The following is an 18,760-nucleotide window of genomic DNA, read 5'->3' as shown; positions in this document are numbered from 1 at the left end:
GTTCGCCTTCAGCGCAGCCTTCAAGCGACTGCACGCCGTCAGTCCCGCACACTTCCGGCGTGCGAGCGCACCCGGACGAGTTGCCGCACGTCTAATCAGTGCACCGATCCGGCGGCGCGGGCCCTCGCACCGTGGGCGATCCCTCTAGGCACGATGAGAACCGCGTCGACAGGCACGCTCGTCTCGACGAAGCCCCGGTCCGGAGGATCCCCCATCGCGACAGGTGCACACCCCAGACGGCCACCCCGAGCACGACGCCCTGGATCGAGCGGGAGCGCCCCTCGACCATCCACTCTGCTGCGTGCGATCAGCTTGGCCAGGGGAGGGTCATATCCGGATGGGGGCACCGTCCGATCAACGTAGAGATGAACCCGAGGATCTGCGGGCTACCACTGACGACGCCAGAGGCACCCGGCACCATGCGCAGGTGACGCGTTGACGGTTCGCTGTAAGCGTTGAGACTGAATGGGCCGTAGCGCACTTCCCGCCCTGCTTCGATCTTGTCGAGTATCCAGTCATACGCTTCGCGCGAGGAGAGGATGAGCTCGACATCTTTGACCAGGAGAGCCGTGGTCGGCAGGATGGGAAGAACTCCGGTGGCGGGTTCATTGCCCACGACTGATCCGCCGGTTGAGATGACGGTGCCGCGTCCGATGCTCTGCGCTGACCACTTCCATAATCGGCTCGAGAAGACAGAGGAGTCCATCCACGGTCGGACGATCGAGATCCGTTTCATCGAGCATGACAGGAAGAACGGACTCTCCGCGCCGCTCGCCGCTGGGCCTGCTTCGTCCATCCCGCTCTCGACGTGTCGAGCGGCAAGGATGGAGGACTGCCGGTTCCACGCAGGCATTCGCCCTGGAGATACTTCGTCTCCTGAGCGGACGCTGCAGCAACATCTGCCGTCGCACCCTCGCATCCCTGTCCCACCTGAGCGGGGTTGGTTGGCGAAGTCGTCCGGGTCGAAGCGGAACGGAGTCCACTGTTCATCGCGAAACCAGTCCTTGTAGCGCGGCACGCTGTCCACGACCTGGAACGCACTCCCATTCGCGAGCCGTTCGGTGCCTGTGTCGAATCGGTCTGCCAGCTGCTGCCAGTACACGTAGGGTTCACGGGCCTGCAGCTGCTTCACGGTTGCCAGAGCGGTCTCGACCTCTTCTCTGTGACCATGCTCGTCCCAGGCCTGACGAGCCTCGCGGTAGCGAGCGATCACCTCTGGCGGGACGAGAGGTCCGCCGTTCTGTTCAGTCGCGCGAGCCTCGAAGAGCAGATCCTGCGCCGCGTAGAAGACCGCCTCGTACTCGACGTAGTCACGCAGCTGCGGGCTCGGCTCACCGTCCACCTCGAGGTAACCCTCAGCTTTCGCCAACTCAGCCTTCTGCTCCGGCGAGAGTCCGATCTCGGGAGTCTCCTTGCCGTTGAGGATCAGCTGATAGATGTCGGAGACCAGGCCGGCCTTCGGTGTCACGACGTAGTTGCACTCCAGTGCCGCGTTGAGCAAATTGCTGACCATGTACTTGGTCTCGGGGTCGTCAGGGTCGAGGTGCGGCGTGACGACGATTCCCGGCCACTGGATGCTGAGGAGCGCATCGGGACTCTGCCCGACCACCCCGGAGACCGCCAACGCCTGGGCAATCTTGCTGTACAGCTGGACGAACTCGGCTGAATCGGTTCGGCTCATGCCGGCGTCGCCCTCTCCCATGGCTGAGAAGCGCTCTGCCACGCCCCAGCACCCATCACGCGGGAGCCCACGGGAGGTTCGGGTCGGGGTTCGGCACCTGAGGAAGAACCTGGCTGATCGCGGCGATGATCTGCGTGTTGTTGATCGAGATTTTGTTCTCAGCGAACGTCCCCTTGATGCTTTCGCGGCGGTCCTTGTACTGCACCGAGCCAGCGATCGAGAACGGTCCGATGCCGAGACTGGCCTCAGCCTCGATCTCGCGCTTCATGCGTTCCTCGACGGTGTTCTGGAACTTGCCGAGGATCTCGACGTTGCGCGCCAGGATGACGGTCGTCGGGATGGCGACGAAGGCGCCCGTCGGGACGATCTTGTCCTTCAGGCTCCCGCCAGACGACAGCTCCGCAGCGGGTGCCGTGGGCTCGAACTTCCACGCCCGACTGTTGAAGACCAATGGGTTCATCCAGTTGCGACTGATGGTGACCCTCATCAGCTCGCACTTGAAGGAGAGACTGGTCTCCTCGACCTTGATGTACTCCTTGTCCTCCTGATAGCTGCCGGAGCCAGAGATAGTGACGATGCCGAACTTGCCATCGAGGTTGCCGGCGACACCGATGTTGGTCGACGTCGACTGGTTGTTGAGGTCTTTCTCGACGAACTCGAACTTCGTCCATCCTTCGTCCTTGAACCAGCTTGCGTACCGGGGCGCGAGAGTGGCGGGGGGAAAGCGCAGACCACTCGGCAGCTCGCGCTCGTTCTCGGCGAACCGCTGGTCGAGCTTGTCCCAGAACGCCGACCCGTCTCGGCCCTGGAGCTGCTTCATGATGGCGAGATTGGTCTGCTGCTTGATCTTGCCAGCCGCGACCCACTTGTCCATGGCCGACTTGACCTTGGCCTTGAGGGCCGCCGACGGTGCCGGCCCGGTCTTGTTCTCGTAGTTGGCCTGCGCGGCGTCGTACTCAGACACCACGGCCCAGTACGCGGTCTCGGCGGCGTCGCACTTCTCTTGACGCTCCTCGTAGTCTTTCTCAGCCGCTGCGAGCTTCGCCTTCTCCTTCTCGCTCAGATCGGCGATGGGGTAGGTCTTGAGGTCGAGAATGCTCTTGTACGCATCGGAGACGCGCAGAGCACCGGGCGTGTAGGTGAAGTTGAACATGGGCGCCGTGTCGAACAGCTGCGAGATCTCCTGGTCGTCGTCCGCGTTGTTGACCGGGTCGAGGTTGACGGGCAGGTACTGACCCGGGTTGTAGATGGAGAGGAGAGACTCTCCGATGGTTCCCGGATTCTCCTTCGAACCGGCACCGACCGCGATCGCAAGCTTGGAGTACAGCTTCTCGTAGAGGGTGGCATTGTAGTCAGTCATGGTTCCATCGCCTTTATCGTTGATCGATCATGCGAACTGATTCCCTCGTTCGCGGCAGGGTCAAGCTGTAGAAAACTGAGATCACGAACGCGAGCACGGATCCTCGCGCGACTCGTCGTTGGGAAGCACGGCAGGTTCCTAGAGCCACGTCTCGATGGTCCTGATGACGTCGCTGGTCAATCTGACGGCAAAGTTGGACTGCAGCTCGCTGCTGCCGGCCACGTGGATGCCTACGATCCGAGGAACGTCGCCTTCCTCGTCCTCTTCGAAGGTGCACCTCACAGCCGCGCCACTCTGACCGTTGAACGTGCTGATGCGGTACCACAGGAACTCAGCAGCGGGCGGCGGCGTCAAGGGGCCAGCCGCGTTCCACATGGTGCCGGCCGTCTTGTCGCCCGGGTACCCAGCGATATCAGCGGTTCGATCCACGAGAGTCTCGTCGCTGGCGTCGTACAGGAAGGGGAAGGCACCTTCCGCGGGGTCGAGTCCTGTCTGCAGGGACACCACGCCAAAGTCGTAGAGGTACCGGGAGTAATCACGAACCACTCCGCCGGTCGCGGCGGGGTCCGCGGGCGACAGCGTCCTGTACTCCTCACTCACGTGAGCATCCCTGAAGCCGACCGGAGGGTACGGCCGGTCCGTGCCGTTCTGCGCGAGCGAGAAAATGACCGAGCTCGCCCTCCCCCCGCGCCTGTCTTGATAAAGGTTGTGACCGCAGGTGAGCACCCGGTCTCGGTCGATGAGCGTGCCGGTTCCGGTGCCGCGGCTCCCGTCGGGAAAGGTGATGGCGAGCTGGCCGACCCACGAGAACGGCGTGACGGTGGTCGGATCCACCCGGACACGTCCGTCTGGGGGAAAGACACTGTTGAGGATAGGCGCACCTGTCCGAGACTGATCTTCCATGCGAAACACCCCTGACTGATCGATCATGAAAACTGATAGATAAAACCGTGCAACCCATCCCAGCGAAGACTCGAAATCCCCAAGATCCCTACGCTGCCGGAGGGGCCATCGCTGAACTCGTGGCGAGGAAGTTCAGAATCGGGATGCACTGCCACCTCGTCAATGGACGGGGCGATAAATGGGACGTACAACCCGCCGAACCCGATCGAGACGCGAAAAAGGGGCTCTCGATAGTTCCTGCGAACTACGGCGTCACGCTTCGGCCGGCTAGACGTTGCAGGACAGGAACGTGATGACGCGGGGCAGCGTGACTCGTTCAGAGCCCAGGAGCTCGACGACCTCCGTCAGCGTCGGAGTCCACGCCTGAACCCGCCTCCTCCGCGTTGCCGACGCCCCAGGTCGTGAAGGTTGATCACCTCATGACTCGGCGAGATGAGGGCATTCGCCTTCGCTTTCGTGGCAAGCGGGTTAGCGTCCGACATCCCTCTCACGATCTGGACCGCTCATGCCCAAGGACACCCCGCTTCTTCGACCACTCAGACTTCCTCGGCCGTCGACGACGACCGAACCCGTCCTCAACGTCGCCATCTACCCCTACCTGCCCCGCCCCCTCCAGTTCGAGGACGCGATCCGAGCCCAGTGGCAAGCGGTACGACCCGACGGCCCAGAGCTCAACTTCGTCGACTACGACTGCTACTCCGCCGATCCACCGAGCACGCTCGACGTGTTCACCTTCGACGCGATCTTCATCAACCACTTCCAGACAGCCGGCTACCTCCTGCCGATCAGCGAGCCCCTCGACGGCGACTTCATGGACTTCGCCCAGCGAGCGGTCACCGTCGAAGGGCAGGTCGTCGCCTACCCCCAGCTCGGCTGCCTCAGCTCCCTGATCGTCCGCAGCCTCGACGTCGACCTGCTCGACGCTGTCGGCAGCGACGGCATCCTCGACGTCCTCGGCGTCGCCACGGACCCCACCACACCCCAACCGCCGACCGACTCGGGCCTGCTCCTGGACTACACGGGCCGCACCACCGACGCCTGCGAGTACGCACAAGCACTCCAGCAGCAGGACCACGGCTACGACGTGCCGTTCCAGCCGCCACCGACGGTCGATGAGAACGCCATCGCCTCCCTGCTGAACTACACCAAGGCCGCAGGCCGCGCGCAGGCTGGATACGAGGATCCCGCCTCCCAACGGCTGCAGTGGTTCACGACCGGATCAGGGCGCGCCCTCGCCGGCGTCACCGAGAGCCTCGCGACGTTCCCCGTCGATCAGATCCAGAACTACCCCGTCCGAGCCAAACCACTCGCCCCCGCGAGCGCCCAGGGCGAGAACTGCTTCTTCGTCGACGGAGTCGGCATCAACCCTCGGACACCCGACACCGCATCAGCACAGGCGTTGGCGCAGGTAATGACGTCCCTGCAGGTGCTCGGGCAGGGCTGCAGAGCCCGCGCCGCAGACGAGAACCCCCAGTACCTCATCCCGGCGCGCCAGTCCGTTCTCGACGACCTCGCCAACCAGTACCCCCTCTACAGCACCATCCGCACCATCGTCTTGGGCTCCCCCCGCCACGCCTTCACCGTCGACGCGAGCGTGCGCGACTGGCTCACCGCGCAAGGCGCGGTCATCCGCGACCAGCTCCTCGAGAACACCGTGCCCGAGAACGACACCATCGTCGTCGACGACCACCCCATCCACCCCTCGCTCGCGCACCTGCCAGTGAATCTGGCACGCAAGAGGTGAACACCGCGGCAGACTCCGAGACCCGGGTCCTGCACGTTGCGTCGACGACGACGGATCGGTGCGCCAGGGCGTCCTCGAACGCGCCTGCGCAACAATCGGAGACGGGCACGACGGGGGCCTGTCCCTGCTCGTCCAGCCCGACATCGATGCACGAAAAAAGCCGCCGGCGTTGCCGCCCACGGCTCTCTCGTTCTTCCTCGTGCTTCTCGTCTGGTGCGCGAGGGGGGATTTGAACCCCCACGCCCTTGCGGACACTGGCACCTGAAGCCAGCGCGTCTGCCGTTCCGCCACTCGCGCGTCGTTCCCTGAGGAACAGTCGCCGAGTCTAACACCACGGCTCCCACGCGCCCGCACCCGCCCGTCGGTGGCTGGGCAACCGCAGCAGGGCTCCTGGGGGTGCTGGGGCACCGATGCCGGCGCGCGGGTTGATGAGCCACCGATGGAGAGGGCGGCGGGGCTGGGGTGGGGCAGGAAGAATGGAACGCGTTCCCACGTCAATTCGCGTGCGTCGTGCCTGCCGATACCATCGTCGGGACCACCGACGACCCCACGCACGTGACCCGGCAGGAGGCGAGAACCGATGGCAGGTGTGCTCAGCCGCTTCGAGCAGCGGCTCGAGGGCGCAGTCACCGGCGCGTTCGCCCGAGCCTTCCGCAGCGCCGTGCAGCCGGTGGAGATCGCCGCCGCGATCCAGCGCGAGGTCGACAACTCCGCCCACGTGCTCTCGCGCCAGCGGATGCTCGTCCCCAACGACTTCACCGTCGAGCTCTCGCCCACCGACCACGGCCGGCTCGCCCCCTTCGGCGACACCCTCACCACCGAGCTCGCCACGCTCGTGCAGGAGCACGTCACCGAGCAGCGCTACACCCTCGCCGGGCCCCTGCGCATCGAGCTCGTCGAGGCGCCCGACCTCGGCACCGGACGCTTCCGCGTGCGCAGCCGCACCAACGCGGCCGTCCGGCCCGTCGAGGGCGCCCGCATGACCGAGACCGCCGTGCGCAGCTCGCAGGTCGTGCTCGAGGTCAACGGCCTCAAGCACCCCCTCACCCCGCCCGGCGTCGTCGTCGGACGCGGCAGCGAGGCCGACCTGCGCATCGACGACCCCGGCATCTCCCGCCGGCACGCCGACATCAAGGTCCACGAGTCCGGCGGCAACACCACCGTCACCATCACCGACCTGCAGTCGACCAACGGCGTCGTCCTCAACGGGCACCGCGTGCAGACCGCCTCGGTCGGCAACGGCTCGGAGATCCGCCTCGGCAACACGGTCCTCACCATCCGCATCACGACGAGCGAGGACCGATGACGGACCTGACCCTCACCCTCATCAAGATCGGCTTCCTCGCCGTCCTGTGGCTGTTCGTGCTGTCTGCCGTGTCGGTCATCCGCTCCGACATCTTCGGCGCGAAGGCACCGAACCAGAAGCCCGCCAAGCAGCCCCGCGCCGCAGCCGCCGCGAAGCCCGCCAAGAGCCGCAAGCAGCGCACCCCGCGTGGCGCGCCCACCAAGCTGCAGGTCGTCTCCGGCCCCAACTCCGGCCAGAGCGTGCCGCTCGGCGACGGACCCGTCCTCCTCGGCCGCGGCACCGACGCGGCCATCCGCCTCGACGACGACTACGTCTCCACCCGCCACGCCCGCTTCGCCACCAACGGCGAGCAGTGGTTCGTCGAGGACCTCGGCTCCACCAACGGCACCTACCTCGGCAGCCAGCGGATCACGTCCCCCACCCCGATCGGCCTGAACATCCAGGTCCGGCTGGGCAAGACCATCGTCGAGCTGCGGAAGTAGGACGATGTCCCTCACCCTGCGCTACGTCGCGCTGACCGACGTCGGCCTGCGCCGCTCCAGCAACCAGGACTCCGGCTACGCGAGCAGCCGCCTGATCGCCGTCGCCGACGGCATGGGCGGCGCGGCCGCCGGCGACCTCGCCTCGGCCGAGACCATGAACGTCATCCGCCAGCTCGACCGCGAGCTGCCCGAGATCGACCCGCTCGAGGCGCTCCAGAAGGCCGTCGCCCATGCCAACCAGCGCCTCGGCGAGCTCGTCGCCGAGGACCCGTCGGTCGAGGGCATGGGCACCACGCTCGAGGCGATGCTGTGGGACGGCGAGCGCTTCGCCACCGCCCACATCGGCGACTCGCGCGCGTACCTCCTGCGCGACGGCGAGCTGACCCAGATCAGCACCGACCACACGTTCGTGCAGAGCCTCGTGGAGGAGGGGAAGCTGACGCCCGAGGAGGCGCGCGTGCACCCGCACCGCTCCCTCCTGCTGCGCGTCATGCTCGGCCGCGACGACAACGACGCCGACCTCGAGTGGTTCGAGGGGCAGGTTGGCGACCGCTTCCTGCTGTGCAGCGACGGTCTGTCCGACATGGTCGACGACGCCACCATCCAGCAGCTGCTCAGCGCCGAGACCATCGACCAGGCCGCGTCCGACCTGGTCCGCACCGCGCTCGAGAACGGCGGCTACGACAACGTCACCGTCGTCATCGGCGAGCTCGTGCCCTCCGGTGCCGTGTCGGAAGAGGAGCTCTCGTCGGCCGACGGACGCCCGCAGCTCGTCGGCGCGGCCGCAGAGGGACCCCGCCCCCGCACCGGCAACGCCTCCGGTGGCTCCGGGAAGGCCCGCTCGCGCGAGGAGCGCAAGGAGCGCAGGCGCGAGAAGGAGGTCGACCCCGAGGAGCTGCGCTACGCGCCGCGCCCGCCGAGCAAGTGGCGCTGGGTGCGCCGCCTCGTCGCCCTCGCCGTCGTCGTCGGCATCGTCGCCGCCGGCGCGTTCTACGCCTACCGCTGGTCGCAGGACCAGTACTACGTGGCCTCCGCCGACGGCAAGGTCGTCATCTACCGCGGCGTCCAGGCCGACCTGCCGCTCGTCACCCTCAAGCACGTCGACGAGGTCACCGACGTCGAGCTCGACACCCTGCCCACCTTCCGCGCGCAGCAGGTGCGCGGCGGCATCGAGGCCGACAGCCGCGCCGACGCCGAGCAGATCGTCGAGAACCTGCGCGGCCTCGCCGAGGAGCCCGAGCCGTCGCCCTCGCCGAGCCCCTCCCCCTCGCCGTCCCCCTCCGCGTCGCGCACCGCCGACCGGGAGCGGTCCGCATGAGCACACCCACCCTGGTCCCGCGCAAGCGACGCGGGGCCGAGCTCACCCTGACCCTGCTCGCCGTGCTCATCGGCGTCGGCGCCTACTGCGCCGTCGGCCTCGGCGCCGAGGGTCGCGTGCCGGCCGACGCGCTGCGGCTCGTGATCTTCCTGGTCGCGGCCGCCGTCGCCACGCACCTGCTCGTCCGCAAGGTCGCGCCCTACGCCGACCCCGTCCTGCTGCCGCTGGTCATCTGCCTCAACGGGCTGGGACTGGCGATGATCTACCGCATCGACCTCGGCTACCAGGCGATGGGCAACGACGCGTTCGGCCCGCTCGCCACCAACCAGCTGATGTGGTCGGGCATCGGCATCGCGCTGTTCGCCGTCGTGCTGCTCGTCATCCGCGACCACCGCCGCCTGCAGGCCTACACCTACACGTTCGGCTTCGTCGCCCTCGCGCTGCTGGTGCTGCCGCTGCTGCCCGTCATCGGCCAGAACATCCGCGGCGCGCGCATCTGGATCAACATCGGCCCGTTCAGCTTCCAGCCCGGCGAGGCCGCCAAGATCTGCCTGGCCATCTTCTTCGCCGGCTACCTCGTCGTGAAGCGCGACGCCCTCGCGCTCGCCGGCCGACGCTTCGCCGGCATCGACCTGCCGCGCGGTCGCGACCTCGGCCCCATCGGCGCGGCGTGGCTGATCAGCATCGCCATCCTCGTCTTCCAGCGCGACCTCGGCTCGTCGCTGCTGTTCTTCGGCCTGTTCGTCGTCATGCTCTACATCGCCACCGAGCGGCCCGGCTGGCTCGTCGTCGGCGGCAGCCTGTTCGTGGCCGGCGCCTACTTCGGCTACCTCGCGTTCGGGCACGTGCGCGTGCGCTTCGACGCCTGGCTCGACCCGTTCTCCGACCCCGACCGCAACGGACAGATCATCAACGGCCTGTTCGGCATGGCCTACGGCGGCGTGCTCGGCACCGGCTGGGGGCAGGGCAGTCCGCAGCTCACCCCGTTCGCGTTCTCGGACTTCATCGCCTCCGCGATGGGCGAGGAGCTCGGACTCACCGGACTCATGGCGATCCTCGTGATCTACGGCCTGGTCGTCGAGCGCGGCATGCGCATCGCGCTCACCTGCCGTGACGCGTTCGGCAAGCTGCTCGCGGCCGGCCTCGCGGTCTCGATGGCCCTGCAGATCTTCGTGGTCATCGGCGGCGTCACCCGCCTCATCCCGCTGACCGGCCTGACCACGCCGTTCATGGCGCAGGGCGGCTCGTCCGTGGTCATGAACTGGGCGATCATCGCGCTGCTCCTGCGCATCAGCGACCAGACCCGACGCCCCGCGCCCGAGGTGTCGCAGTTCGACCACGACGAGGAGACCCAGGTGGTGAAGCTGTCGTGAACAAGCCCATCCGCAACCTCGCCGTCGCCTGCCTCGTGCTGTTCGCGGCGCTGCTGATCAACGTCAACTACGTGCAGTTCGTCGAGGCCGGCGACCTCAACGCACGCCAGGGCAACAAGCGCGTCATCGACGCCGACTTCAGCCGCGACCGCGGCGCGATCCTCGTGGGCGACGAGCCCGTCGCCGAGAGCAAGCCGAGCAAGGACCAGTACAAGTTCCAGCGGGTGTACCCGCAGTCGACGCTGTACGCCCCGCTCACCGGCTACTTCTCCTACATCTACGGCAGCGCCAACCTCGAGCGCTCGCAGAACCAGGTGCTGTCCGGCAGCGACAACCGACTCTTCGTCAGCCGTGTCGTCGACCTGCTGGCCAACAAGAAGCCCCAGGGCGGCAGCGTCGAGCTGACCATCAACCCGCGCGCGCAGAAGGTCGCCGCGAGCGGCCTGGAGGCGCTCGGCGAGGGCACCAAGGGCGCGGTCGCCGCGCTCGACCCGAAGACGGGCGCCGTGCTCGCGATGGTCAGCCAGCCCTCCTACGACCCGAACGTGCTCGCCAGCCACGACTTCTCGAAGGTCACCGAGGCGATGAAGCGTCTGCAGGCCAACGAGGACGACCCGCTGACCAACCGCGCGACGCAGCAGATCCTGCCGCCCGGCTCGACGTTCAAGCTCGTCACGGCCGCCGCGGCGCTGGAGGACCTCAACCTCAAGGCCGACAGCCGCGTGAAGGGTGGCGCCAGCCTCTCCTTCCCCGGCATCCAGTACACGCTGCCCAACGAGAACGGCGGCAACTGCGGCGGCGACCCGATCACCTTCGAGCAGGCCCTGCAGGTCTCCTGCAACGTCTCCTTCGGCGACCTGGCCGGCAAGATCGGCCAGGACAAGCTCGACGAGCAGGCCCGCAAGTTCGGCTTCGGCACCGACCCGCTCGAGGGCCTGGCCAGCAACGCCAGCCAGTTCACGGCCGAGGGCACCGACCTGGAGGCCCCGCAGCTCGCGCAGAGCGGCATCGGTCAGTTCGAGGTCGCGGCCACCCCTCTGCAGATGGCGATGGTGGGCGCCGGCATCGCCAACGACGGCGTCGTCATGAAGCCGCAGGTGGTCAAGTCGGTCCGCTCGCCCAGCCTGCGCGTGCTCGACTCGCTGGAGCCGGAAGAGCTCGACCGCGCCATGAGCGCCGACAACGCGGCGATCCTGCGCTCGATGATGGTGGCGACCGTCCAGTCGGGCACCGCCACGTCGGCGCAGATCCCCGGTGTCCAGGTGGGCGCCAAGACGGGAACCGCGCAGTCGACCCCCGACCGCCCCCCCTACGCCTGGTTCGTGGCCCTCGCCCCGGCGAACGACCCCAAGGTCGCCGTCGCCGTGGTCGTGGAGTCCTCGAGCACGGCCCGCAACGAGATCGCCGGTGGACGCCTCGCCGGCCCCATCGCACGCTCCGTCATCGAGGCGGTGCTCGGTGAGTGACTTCGACCCCCCTAGGGAGAGTGACCCCATGACCGGATCCGGCGACGAGCCCATCCTGCTCGGCGAGCGCTACGAGCTCGGCGGGCTGCTCGGTCGCGGAGGCATGGCCGACGTCCGCGTCGCGCGCGACCTGCGCCTCGGCCGCACCGTGGCCATCAAGCAGCTGCGCGCCGACCTGTCCTCCGACGACACCTTCCAGGCCCGCTTCCGCCGCGAGGCGCAGTCGGCTGCCGCACTGAACCACCCCGCGATCGTCGCCGTCTACGACACGGGCGAGTCGACCGACAAGCACGGCAACCACATCCCGTACATCGTCATGGAGTACGTGGAGGGCCAGACGCTGCGCGAGATCATGCGCGACGACCGCAAGATCCTGCCCGAGCGCGCCCTGTCGATCACGGCCGACGTGCTCAGCGCGCTCGACTACTCCCACCGCTCCGGCATCATCCACCGCGACATCAAGCCCGCCAACGTCATGCTGACGCCGTCGGGCCAGGTCAAGGTCATGGACTTCGGCATCGCCCGCGCGATCGCCGACTCCTCCAGCGCGATGACGCAGACCGCCGCGGTCATCGGCACCGCCCAGTACCTGTCACCCGAGCAGGCCCGGGGCGAGACCGTCGACGCCCGCTCCGACATCTACTCCACCGGCTGCCTGCTGTACGAGCTGCTCACCGGACGTCCGCCGTTCGTCGGCGACAGCCCCGTGTCGGTCGCCTACCAGCACGTCCGCGAGGACGCCCGACCGCCGTCGCAGCTGAACCCCGAGGTGACGCAGGCCGTCGACCACATCGTCGCGAAGTCGCTCGCGAAGCGCACCGACGACCGCTACCAGTCGGCCGCCGACATGCGCAAGGACCTCGAGCGGGCCATCGCCGGCCAGCAGGTCGAGGCCCCGACCGCGGCCACCTCGGTCGTGCCGGCCGCGACCGCCGTCGCCCCGGCCGTGGCGGCCGCCGCGGCCACCGGCACGCAGCCCGCCGTCGAGGACGAGGAGGAGCGCAAGAACCGCAAGCCGCTGTACTGGGCGCTCGCGATCCTGCTGCTCCTGCTGCTCGCCGGCATCGGCCTCTACGCCTACAACCAGGCCAACCAGCCCCCGCCGGCGCCCGCCCAGGTCGAGGTCCCCGACGTCACCGGCCAGGACGCCGTCGCGGCGCAGCGGACGCTCGAGCGCGACGGCTTCACCGTGCAGACGCAGGAGCGCGCCGACGGCGACGTCGAGGAGGGCAACGTCGTCTCCCAGGACCCCGAAGGCGGCACCGAGGTCGACAAGGGGACCGAGGTGACGCTGGTCGTCTCCACCGGACCGGCGCAGGTCCAGGTGCCCAACGTCGTCGGCTACACCTTCGACGAGGCGAAGGCCGCGCTCGAGGGGCAGGGGCTCAAGGTGAAGCGCGAGGAACGCGCGTCCGACCAGAGCCGCAACTCCGTCATCAACACCAACCCCGCGGCCGGGGTCAGCGTCGACGCCGGCACGACGGTCACCGTCATCGTGTCGCAGGGCGAGGTACAGGTGCCCAACCTGGTCGGCATGACGCAGGAGGAGGCGGAGAAGACCCTGCAGGAGGCCGACCTCGAGGTCTCGGTCACCGAGGACCCGACCGCCACCGCACCGAAGGGCCAGGTCACCAACCAGGGCACGCCGGCGGGCACGTCGGTGCCGCCGGGCACCACCATCGAGATCACGGTGTCGAGCAACGAGGGCGACGACCAGGGCGGCGACCAGGCCGACGGCAACGGTGACGCCCCGGACGGCAACGGCGACGGCGCCGCCGACCTCGACCTCACCCCCGGGCAGTAGCCGGACTCTCCTGACCGGCGGCCACGCCGGTCAGGAGAGCGCCGACGCGTACCGCAGGACGGTCGCGCCACCGTAGGGCGCGACCACCAGGTCGTCGCCCGTGGTGACCTTCAGGCCGAGCCGGAACTTCGTCACGTAGCGCTCGAAGTTCGCCACCTCGGGGGACGAGCCGAGCGAGTAGGTCATGCCGGGCACGTCGCCCACCGCCTCGATGACGTACGGCGGCGAGAACGGCCGCCCGTCGATGATGACGTTGGAGCCGACGCACACGATCGCGGTCGTCGACACGAGCCGCTGGCCCTGCAGGCTCACGGCCTCGGCGCCCCCGGCCCACAGGGCGTTGACGAACGCCTGCAGGTCCTGCTGGTGCACGACGAGGTAGTTCGGGTCGATCCCGGCGGAGTCGGCGTCGCGCGGGGCGTCGGTCAGCGTGACCCGCATGCCCGGCCCGCGCACCGTGCTGAGCCCGGCCAGGTCGCGCAGGGTGCGCAGCCGTCGCACGATCGCCTCGACCCCGCTGGCGTCGTCGGCAGCGGCGGTCGCGGCGTCGATCTCGCGCTGCAGGTCGACCACGTCGGCCTGTCGCTGCTCGACCCGACGCTCCCGCTCGCCGACCAGCGACGCGACGTCGCCACCGGCCGGTCGCAGGTCCTGGCCGTCGGACGTGCGGTGCGCGGCCGCGGCGGTGAGGCCGGCCACCAGGCAGACCCCGAGCACCGCGACGGACCAGCCGCGCGACGACCTCGTCCGCGAGCGTGCACGCGTCCCCGACATGCGAGCACCTCTCCCCACTCCGACACCGTCCGCGACGCCGACTACGCTAGCCCAGAACCTGCAGACGGCCCAGAACCTGCAGACGGCACCGAAAGAGATCCCCGTGGCCAAGAACAGCACCCCGAGCACGGTCCGCACGCGCCGAGGCGGCTGGGCGCACCCGCTCGCCTTGCTGCTGCTGGTGGTGGCCGTCGCCTGGGCGGTCGGCGCCTTCTTCACGGTCTCCGACCGCTCGTTCCCGAAGATCGGCGCGATCCCGGGCCTGTTCGACCTCGGCGCCTGGAACTTCGCGATCGCCGCGGTCATCGCGTTCGCCGCCTCGTCGGTCGCCTCGCGCACCCGCCCCGAGCCCGAGCCCGGCACGCCCACCGGCAGCCGGTTCGCCGCGCCGCTGATGATCGCGTCGGCCGTCGTCGGCCTGCTGTGGATCGTGGTCTTCTACGTCATCTCCGGCACCGACATCACCATCCCGGTCTACTCCGACCTCGGCGACTGGAACATCGTCATCGGCATGGGCTTCATCGTGGCCGCGTTCGGCTTCGCGATGAAGTGGGAGTGAGCCCTACCGGAAGGTGACCTGGTCGGCGGGCACGTGGCCGTGCTCGTTGTAGGTGAGCAGCCGCGTGCCGCCGCGCCCGACGATGAGCGTGGTCACCGACGCGTTCACCACCACCCGGTTGAGCGGGATGAACAGCGACGCGTCACCCGCCAGCAGGTGCGACGCGACCAACGCGATCGGCCCGCCCGACGTGAACACCGCGACGCGTCGGCCCGACCCGGCCTGCGCGACGGCCTCGTCGAGTGCGCGCAGCACCCGGGCGGAGAACTCCGCGAACGACTCGACCGGTGACGGCGCCCCGCTGACCCACGCGCCGAGCGCGGCGTCGAGGTGCGCCTGGAACTCGCGAGGGTCCGTCGTCGGCGTGACCGTCTCGCCGGCCAGCGCGAGGTGGTCGTACTCGTCCCACCCGGCGTCGACGTCGTAGAGGTCGCCGTCGACCGCGTCGAGCACCGCGACGGCGGTCTGGGCGTGCCGTCGCAGCGAGCCGGCCACCGACCAGTGCGGCCGGAAGTCGGCCGCCTCCCAGGCGAGCCCGAGGCAGCTCCCCTGACGGGTGCCGAGGGCGGAGAGCTGGTCGTAGTCGTCGCTGCCGAACGAGGCCTGGCCGTGCCGGATCAGATGGATGGCGCCCACGGTCGCAGGCTAGCGGGTGTCGGGCGGGCCCGTCGCCGGGCGGACCGGCGGCGTGTCCGAGAGGATGGAGGGGACCCAGGGGACGGAGGCGGCACCGCGATGACCGCGATCGAGAGCGAGCAGGACCTGGTCGTCCTGCTGGACGACGACGGCACACCCACCGGCACGGCGCCGCGCCTCGACGTGCACGGCGCCGACACGCCGCTGCACCAGGCGTTCTCGGTGCACCTGTTCGACGACGCCGGCCGGGTGCTCCTGACCCGCCGGGCGCTCTCGAAGCGGACCTGGCCCGGCGTCTGGACCAACTCGTGCTGCGGGCACCCCCGGCCCGGCGAGGCGGTCGAGGACGCCGTGCGTCGGCGCGTCCGCGAGGAGCTCGGAGTGGAGGTGCGCGACCTGCGTCTGCTGCTGCCCGACTTCCGTTACCGCGCCGTCGACGCCAGCGGTGTGGTCGAGAACGAGGTCTGCCCCGTCTTCGTCGCCCGCGCGGACGGGCCCCTCTCGCCCGACCCGGACGAGGTCGGCGAGCACGCCTGGGTCGCCTGGTCCGACCTCGTGGCCGCCGCGCGTGCCACGCCGGCCGTCTACAGCCCGTGGTCGGTGCTTCAGGTGCCGCAGCTCGACGCCGAGCGTGCCCGGCTCCCCCTCGGCCCGCCGCCCGCGGGCCGGCTCGAGTCGTCGGACGCCGACGCGCCGGTGCGCGTCACGCTCGACGCCGTCAGCGACCTGCTGTCGGCCGAGCTCGCCTGGATGGGCACCGTCTGGGAAGGCCTCGCGCCGGCGGGCACCCCCGGACCCCTCGCCGACGACCTGCCCGGATGGCTGCACACGCTGCTGCAGGGTCGGGGCAAGCGGCTGCGTCCGCAGATGTGCCACTGGGGCTTCGTCGCCGCCGGCGGGACGCTCGCGACACCCGCCCACGACGACGTCGTCCGCGTGGCTGCCGCGCTGGAGACCCTGCACCTCTTCGCGCTGGTGCACGACGACGTGATGGACCAGTCGGGCGAGCGACGCGGCGCTGCGGCCGCGCACGTCGTCGCCGCGGCCCAGCACCGCGCAGCACGGGCGCACGGCGACGCCGCCCGCTTCGGCGAGAACGTCGCCATCCTGCTCGGCGACCTGGCCCACCACGAGGCCGACCGGCTCGTGCACACGCTGCCCGCGGTCCTGCGCGAGTCCTGGTACCAGCTGACCCTCGAGCTGATCGCCGGCCAGCGGGCCGACCTCACCGGGGCGGCCAGCCGTCGGACCGACCTCGCGCACGTCGAGGCGGTCGCGGTGCTCAAGTCCGGCGCGTACACCGTGGCCCGACCGCTGCAGCTCGGCGCGATCGCCGCCGGTGCCACCGCGGCGCAGCGCGAGGTGCTCGACCGCTTCGGGCTGCACCTCGGCCGCGCGTTCGCCTGGCGCGACGACGTGCTGGGCGTCTGGGGCGACCCCGACGTCACCGGCAAGCCGTCGGGCGACGACCTGCGCGAGGGCAAGACCACCATGATCTGGGCGCTCGGTGCCGAGCGGCTCACGGGCGAGGCCGCCGCCGCGATGACGCGGGTCGGCACGGCCGAGGCACGTCCCGGCGACGTCGCCCTGCTGCAGCGCGCGCTCGAGGAGTCCGGCGTCCGCCAGGACGTCGAGCAGCGCATCGTCGACGAGACCGAGCGTGCCGAGCAGGCCCTCGTCGGCTCCCCCCTGACCGCGGCCGGCGTCGCCGGACTGCGCGCGGTCGCCCGCACCGTCTCCTGGAGGTCCGCATGAGTCACGTCGTCGTCGTCGGAGCAGGGCTCGCCGGCCTGGCCGCCGCCTGCCACCTGGTGGGCGACGGCCACCGCGTGACGGTGCTGGAGCGCGAGGACGTGCCCGGCGGTCGGGCCGGCATCCTGCAGCGCGACGGGTTCACGTTCGACACCGGACCGACCGTGCTGACGATGCCCGACCTGATCGACCGGCCGCTGCGCGCGGCAGGGTCGAGCCTGGCCGAGCGGCTCGAGCTGACGCTGCTCGACCCCGCCTACCGCGCGTTCTACGCCGACGGGTCGACCCTGGAGGTGCGGCACGGCCACGAGGCCATGCGCGCCGAGATCCACCGCGAGTGCGGCAGCGTCGACGCCGCCGCGTTCGATGAGTTCGTCACCTGGCTGCGGCGGCTGTACCTCACGGAGATGCCGCACTTCATCGACCGCAACTTCGACCGGCCGACCGACCTGCTGTCGCGTCCGGCCGCGGCGGCGCGGCTGCTCGCGATGGGCGGCTTCGGGCGGCTGGGGCCGATGATCCGGCGTCGGTTCGCCGACGAGCGCCTGCACCGCCTGTTCTCCTTCCAGGCGATGTACGCGGGGCTCGCCCCGGACGACGCGCTCGCCCTCTACGCCGTGATCACCTACATGGACTCGATCGAGGGCGTCTACTTCCCGAAGGGCGGCATGCGTGCCGTGCCGCGGGCGCTCGCCGACGCGGCCACCGACGCCGGCGCGGAGATCCGCTACGGCACGACGGTGACGGCGCTCGTGCGCGACTCCGGGGGTCGGGTGCGTGGGGTCGCGACGGGGGAGGGCACGGTCGCCGCCGACGCCGTCGTGTGCACCATCGACCTGCCGACCGCGTACACGTGGCTGCTGCCCGACCTGCGCCCGCCGCGTGCGGTGCGGGGCGTCGGCGGACGCCTGGGCGGCGACTACTCGCCGTCGTGCGTCGTCTGGCACGTGGGCGTCAAGGGCGTGCCGGAGGGCAAGGCGCACCACAACATCCACTTCGGCCAGCAGTGGAACGAGGCCTTCGAGGACCTCATGAAGCGCGGCACGCTCATGCGCGACCCGTCGCGGCTGGTGACGGTGCACTCGCTCGACGACGACGAGGCCGCGCCCGAGGGTCTCAGCACCCTCTACGTGCTGGAGCCGACGCCCAACCTCGACGTCGGACGGCTGGACTGGAAGGCCGAGCGCGAGCCGATGCGCGAGCGGCTGCTGGCGTTCCTGGAGCGGTCGGGCTACCCGACCGACGTGGTCGTCGACGAGCTCGTGACCCCGCTGGAGTGGCAGGAGCAGGGCATGGCCGCGGGCACCCCGTTCGCGCTGGCGCACACGTTCGCCCAGACGGGCCCGTTCCGTCCCGCCAACGTCGACAAGCGGGTCCCCGGCCTCGTCTTCGCCGGCTCGGGCACCGTCCCCGGCGTCGGCGTCCCCATGGTCCTCCCGTCGGGCCGCCTGGCGGCCGAGCGCGTCAACCAGCTCGTCCGCTGAGCACCCCCCCCCACCCCACCCCACCCGACTTTTGGACACGTCCGGGGCACTTCCGGTGCCCCGGACGCCCCGCAACTGTCCAAAAGTCGGTGGGGGGTGGGTGGGGAGGGGCTAGGGG

General features: G+C 69.7%; 15 protein-coding genes, 1 tRNA gene and 1 pseudogene. 11 read left to right on the top strand and 6 right to left on the bottom strand.

The genetic code is table 11. The annotated features are described in order from the left end of the window. Positions 1-307: 307 nt before the first annotated feature. The 3 genes from A6Q79_RS03415 to A6Q79_RS03405 all read right to left on the bottom strand — a co-directional run bounded on the left by A6Q79_RS03415 (position 308) and on the right by A6Q79_RS03405 (position 3,875). Positions 308-1,723: a hypothetical protein gene (locus tag A6Q79_RS03415; RefSeq protein WP_144433835.1), complete on the bottom strand. Its 1,416-nt coding sequence runs from the start codon at positions 1,721-1,723 to the stop codon at positions 308-310. 13 nt (positions 1,724-1,736) lie between these two features. Further along, entirely contained in the window at positions 1,737-3,041 is a 1,305-nt protein-coding gene (locus A6Q79_RS03410) for a hypothetical protein (RefSeq protein ID WP_067860864.1), read from the bottom strand. A gap of 138 nt (positions 3,042-3,179) precedes the next feature. Further along, the gene (locus A6Q79_RS03405) at positions 3,180-3,875 is read right to left on the bottom strand and encodes a serine protease (protein WP_067860866.1); all 696 of its coding nucleotides are present in this window, start codon (positions 3,873-3,875) and stop codon (positions 3,180-3,182) included. A gap of 574 nt (positions 3,876-4,449) precedes the next feature. Here A6Q79_RS03405 and bcmE point away from each other — a divergent pair. Further along, positions 4,450-5,688 (top strand): thiamine pyridinylase, encoded by a 1,239-nt coding sequence (gene bcmE, locus A6Q79_RS03400; RefSeq protein WP_317696289.1) that lies wholly within the window; start codon positions 4,450-4,452, stop codon positions 5,686-5,688. 211 nt (positions 5,689-5,899) lie between these two features. On the opposite strand, the gene A6Q79_RS03395 is transcribed toward bcmE, so the two are convergent. After that, a tRNA-Leu gene (locus A6Q79_RS03395) sits at positions 5,900-5,985 on the bottom strand. Positions 5,986-6,268: 283 nt separating this feature from the next. Between A6Q79_RS03395 and A6Q79_RS03390 the strand changes: the two genes are divergently transcribed. From A6Q79_RS03390 to pknB, 6 genes are read left to right on the top strand one after another with little or no spacing between them, the layout of a single operon-like run. After that, positions 6,269-6,994: a DUF3662 and FHA domain-containing protein gene (locus A6Q79_RS03390; RefSeq protein ID WP_067860870.1), complete on the top strand. Its 726-nt coding sequence runs from the start codon at positions 6,269-6,271 to the stop codon at positions 6,992-6,994. After that, positions 6,991-7,476 (top strand): FHA domain-containing protein, encoded by a 486-nt coding sequence (locus A6Q79_RS03385; protein ID WP_286690954.1) that lies wholly within the window; start codon positions 6,991-6,993, stop codon positions 7,474-7,476. The genes A6Q79_RS03390 and A6Q79_RS03385 overlap by 4 nt, the downstream gene beginning before the upstream one ends. A 4-nt stretch (positions 7,477-7,480) precedes the next feature. Further along, positions 7,481-8,794 carry a PP2C family serine/threonine-protein phosphatase gene (locus A6Q79_RS03380; RefSeq protein WP_067860874.1) on the top strand — a complete coding sequence of 438 codons (1,314 nt, stop codon included), beginning with the start codon at positions 7,481-7,483 and terminating at the stop codon, positions 8,792-8,794. Further along, positions 8,791-10,167, top strand: a complete 1,377-nt coding sequence (locus A6Q79_RS03375) for an FtsW/RodA/SpoVE family cell cycle protein (RefSeq protein ID WP_067860876.1) — start codon at positions 8,791-8,793, stop codon at positions 10,165-10,167. Before A6Q79_RS03380 ends, A6Q79_RS03375 begins: the two co-directional genes overlap by 4 nt. Beyond that, complete coding sequence (locus A6Q79_RS03370) at positions 10,164-11,633, top strand: penicillin-binding protein 2 (RefSeq protein WP_067860878.1); 1,470 nt, start codon at positions 10,164-10,166, stop codon at positions 11,631-11,633. The genes A6Q79_RS03375 and A6Q79_RS03370 overlap by 4 nt, the downstream gene beginning before the upstream one ends. A 28-nt stretch (positions 11,634-11,661) precedes the next feature. Then, the gene (pknB, locus tag A6Q79_RS03365; RefSeq protein WP_289016723.1) at positions 11,662-13,437 is read left to right on the top strand and encodes a Stk1 family PASTA domain-containing Ser/Thr kinase; all 1,776 of its coding nucleotides are present in this window, start codon (positions 11,662-11,664) and stop codon (positions 13,435-13,437) included. Positions 13,438-13,467: 30 nt separating this feature from the next. On the opposite strand, the gene A6Q79_RS03360 is transcribed toward pknB, so the two are convergent. Beyond that, a complete protein-coding gene (locus A6Q79_RS03360; protein WP_067860879.1) occupies positions 13,468-14,211 on the bottom strand; it encodes a DUF881 domain-containing protein in 744 nt (247 codons plus the stop codon). 103 nt (positions 14,212-14,314) lie between these two features. Here A6Q79_RS03360 and A6Q79_RS03355 point away from each other — a divergent pair, with 103 nt between their 5' ends. After that, positions 14,315-14,770, top strand: coding sequence for a cell division protein CrgA (locus A6Q79_RS03355; RefSeq protein WP_067860881.1), 456 nt, complete (start codon positions 14,315-14,317; stop codon positions 14,768-14,770). A gap of 3 nt (positions 14,771-14,773) precedes the next feature. Here A6Q79_RS03355 and A6Q79_RS03350 read toward each other — a convergent pair whose 3' ends face one another. Further along, the gene (locus A6Q79_RS03350) at positions 14,774-15,406 is read right to left on the bottom strand and encodes a histidine phosphatase family protein (RefSeq protein ID WP_286690952.1); all 633 of its coding nucleotides are present in this window, start codon (positions 15,404-15,406) and stop codon (positions 14,774-14,776) included. Positions 15,407-15,505: 99 nt separating this feature from the next. Here A6Q79_RS03350 and idi point away from each other — a divergent pair. From idi to crtI, 3 genes and pseudogenes are all read left to right on the top strand, one after another. Beyond that, positions 15,506-16,027, top strand: a pseudogene (gene idi, locus A6Q79_RS03345) (isopentenyl-diphosphate Delta-isomerase); the annotation flags it as partial. Between the two features lie 129 nt (positions 16,028-16,156). Next, positions 16,157-17,161: a polyprenyl synthetase family protein gene (locus A6Q79_RS03340; protein WP_286690971.1), complete on the top strand. Its 1,005-nt coding sequence runs from the start codon at positions 16,157-16,159 to the stop codon at positions 17,159-17,161. Continuing rightward, a complete protein-coding gene (gene crtI, locus A6Q79_RS03335; RefSeq protein ID WP_286690951.1) occupies positions 17,158-18,642 on the top strand; it encodes a phytoene desaturase family protein in 1,485 nt (494 codons plus the stop codon). The genes A6Q79_RS03340 and crtI overlap by 4 nt, the downstream gene beginning before the upstream one ends. Positions 18,643-18,760 lie beyond the last annotated feature (118 nt).

The sequence above is a fragment of the Aeromicrobium sp. REDSEA-S32_B7 genome (assembly GCF_001626145.1).
Classification (GTDB): domain Bacteria; phylum Actinomycetota; class Actinomycetes; order Propionibacteriales; family Nocardioidaceae; genus Aeromicrobium; species Aeromicrobium erythreum.
This window is presented reverse-complemented; position numbering and strand designations above follow the sequence as displayed.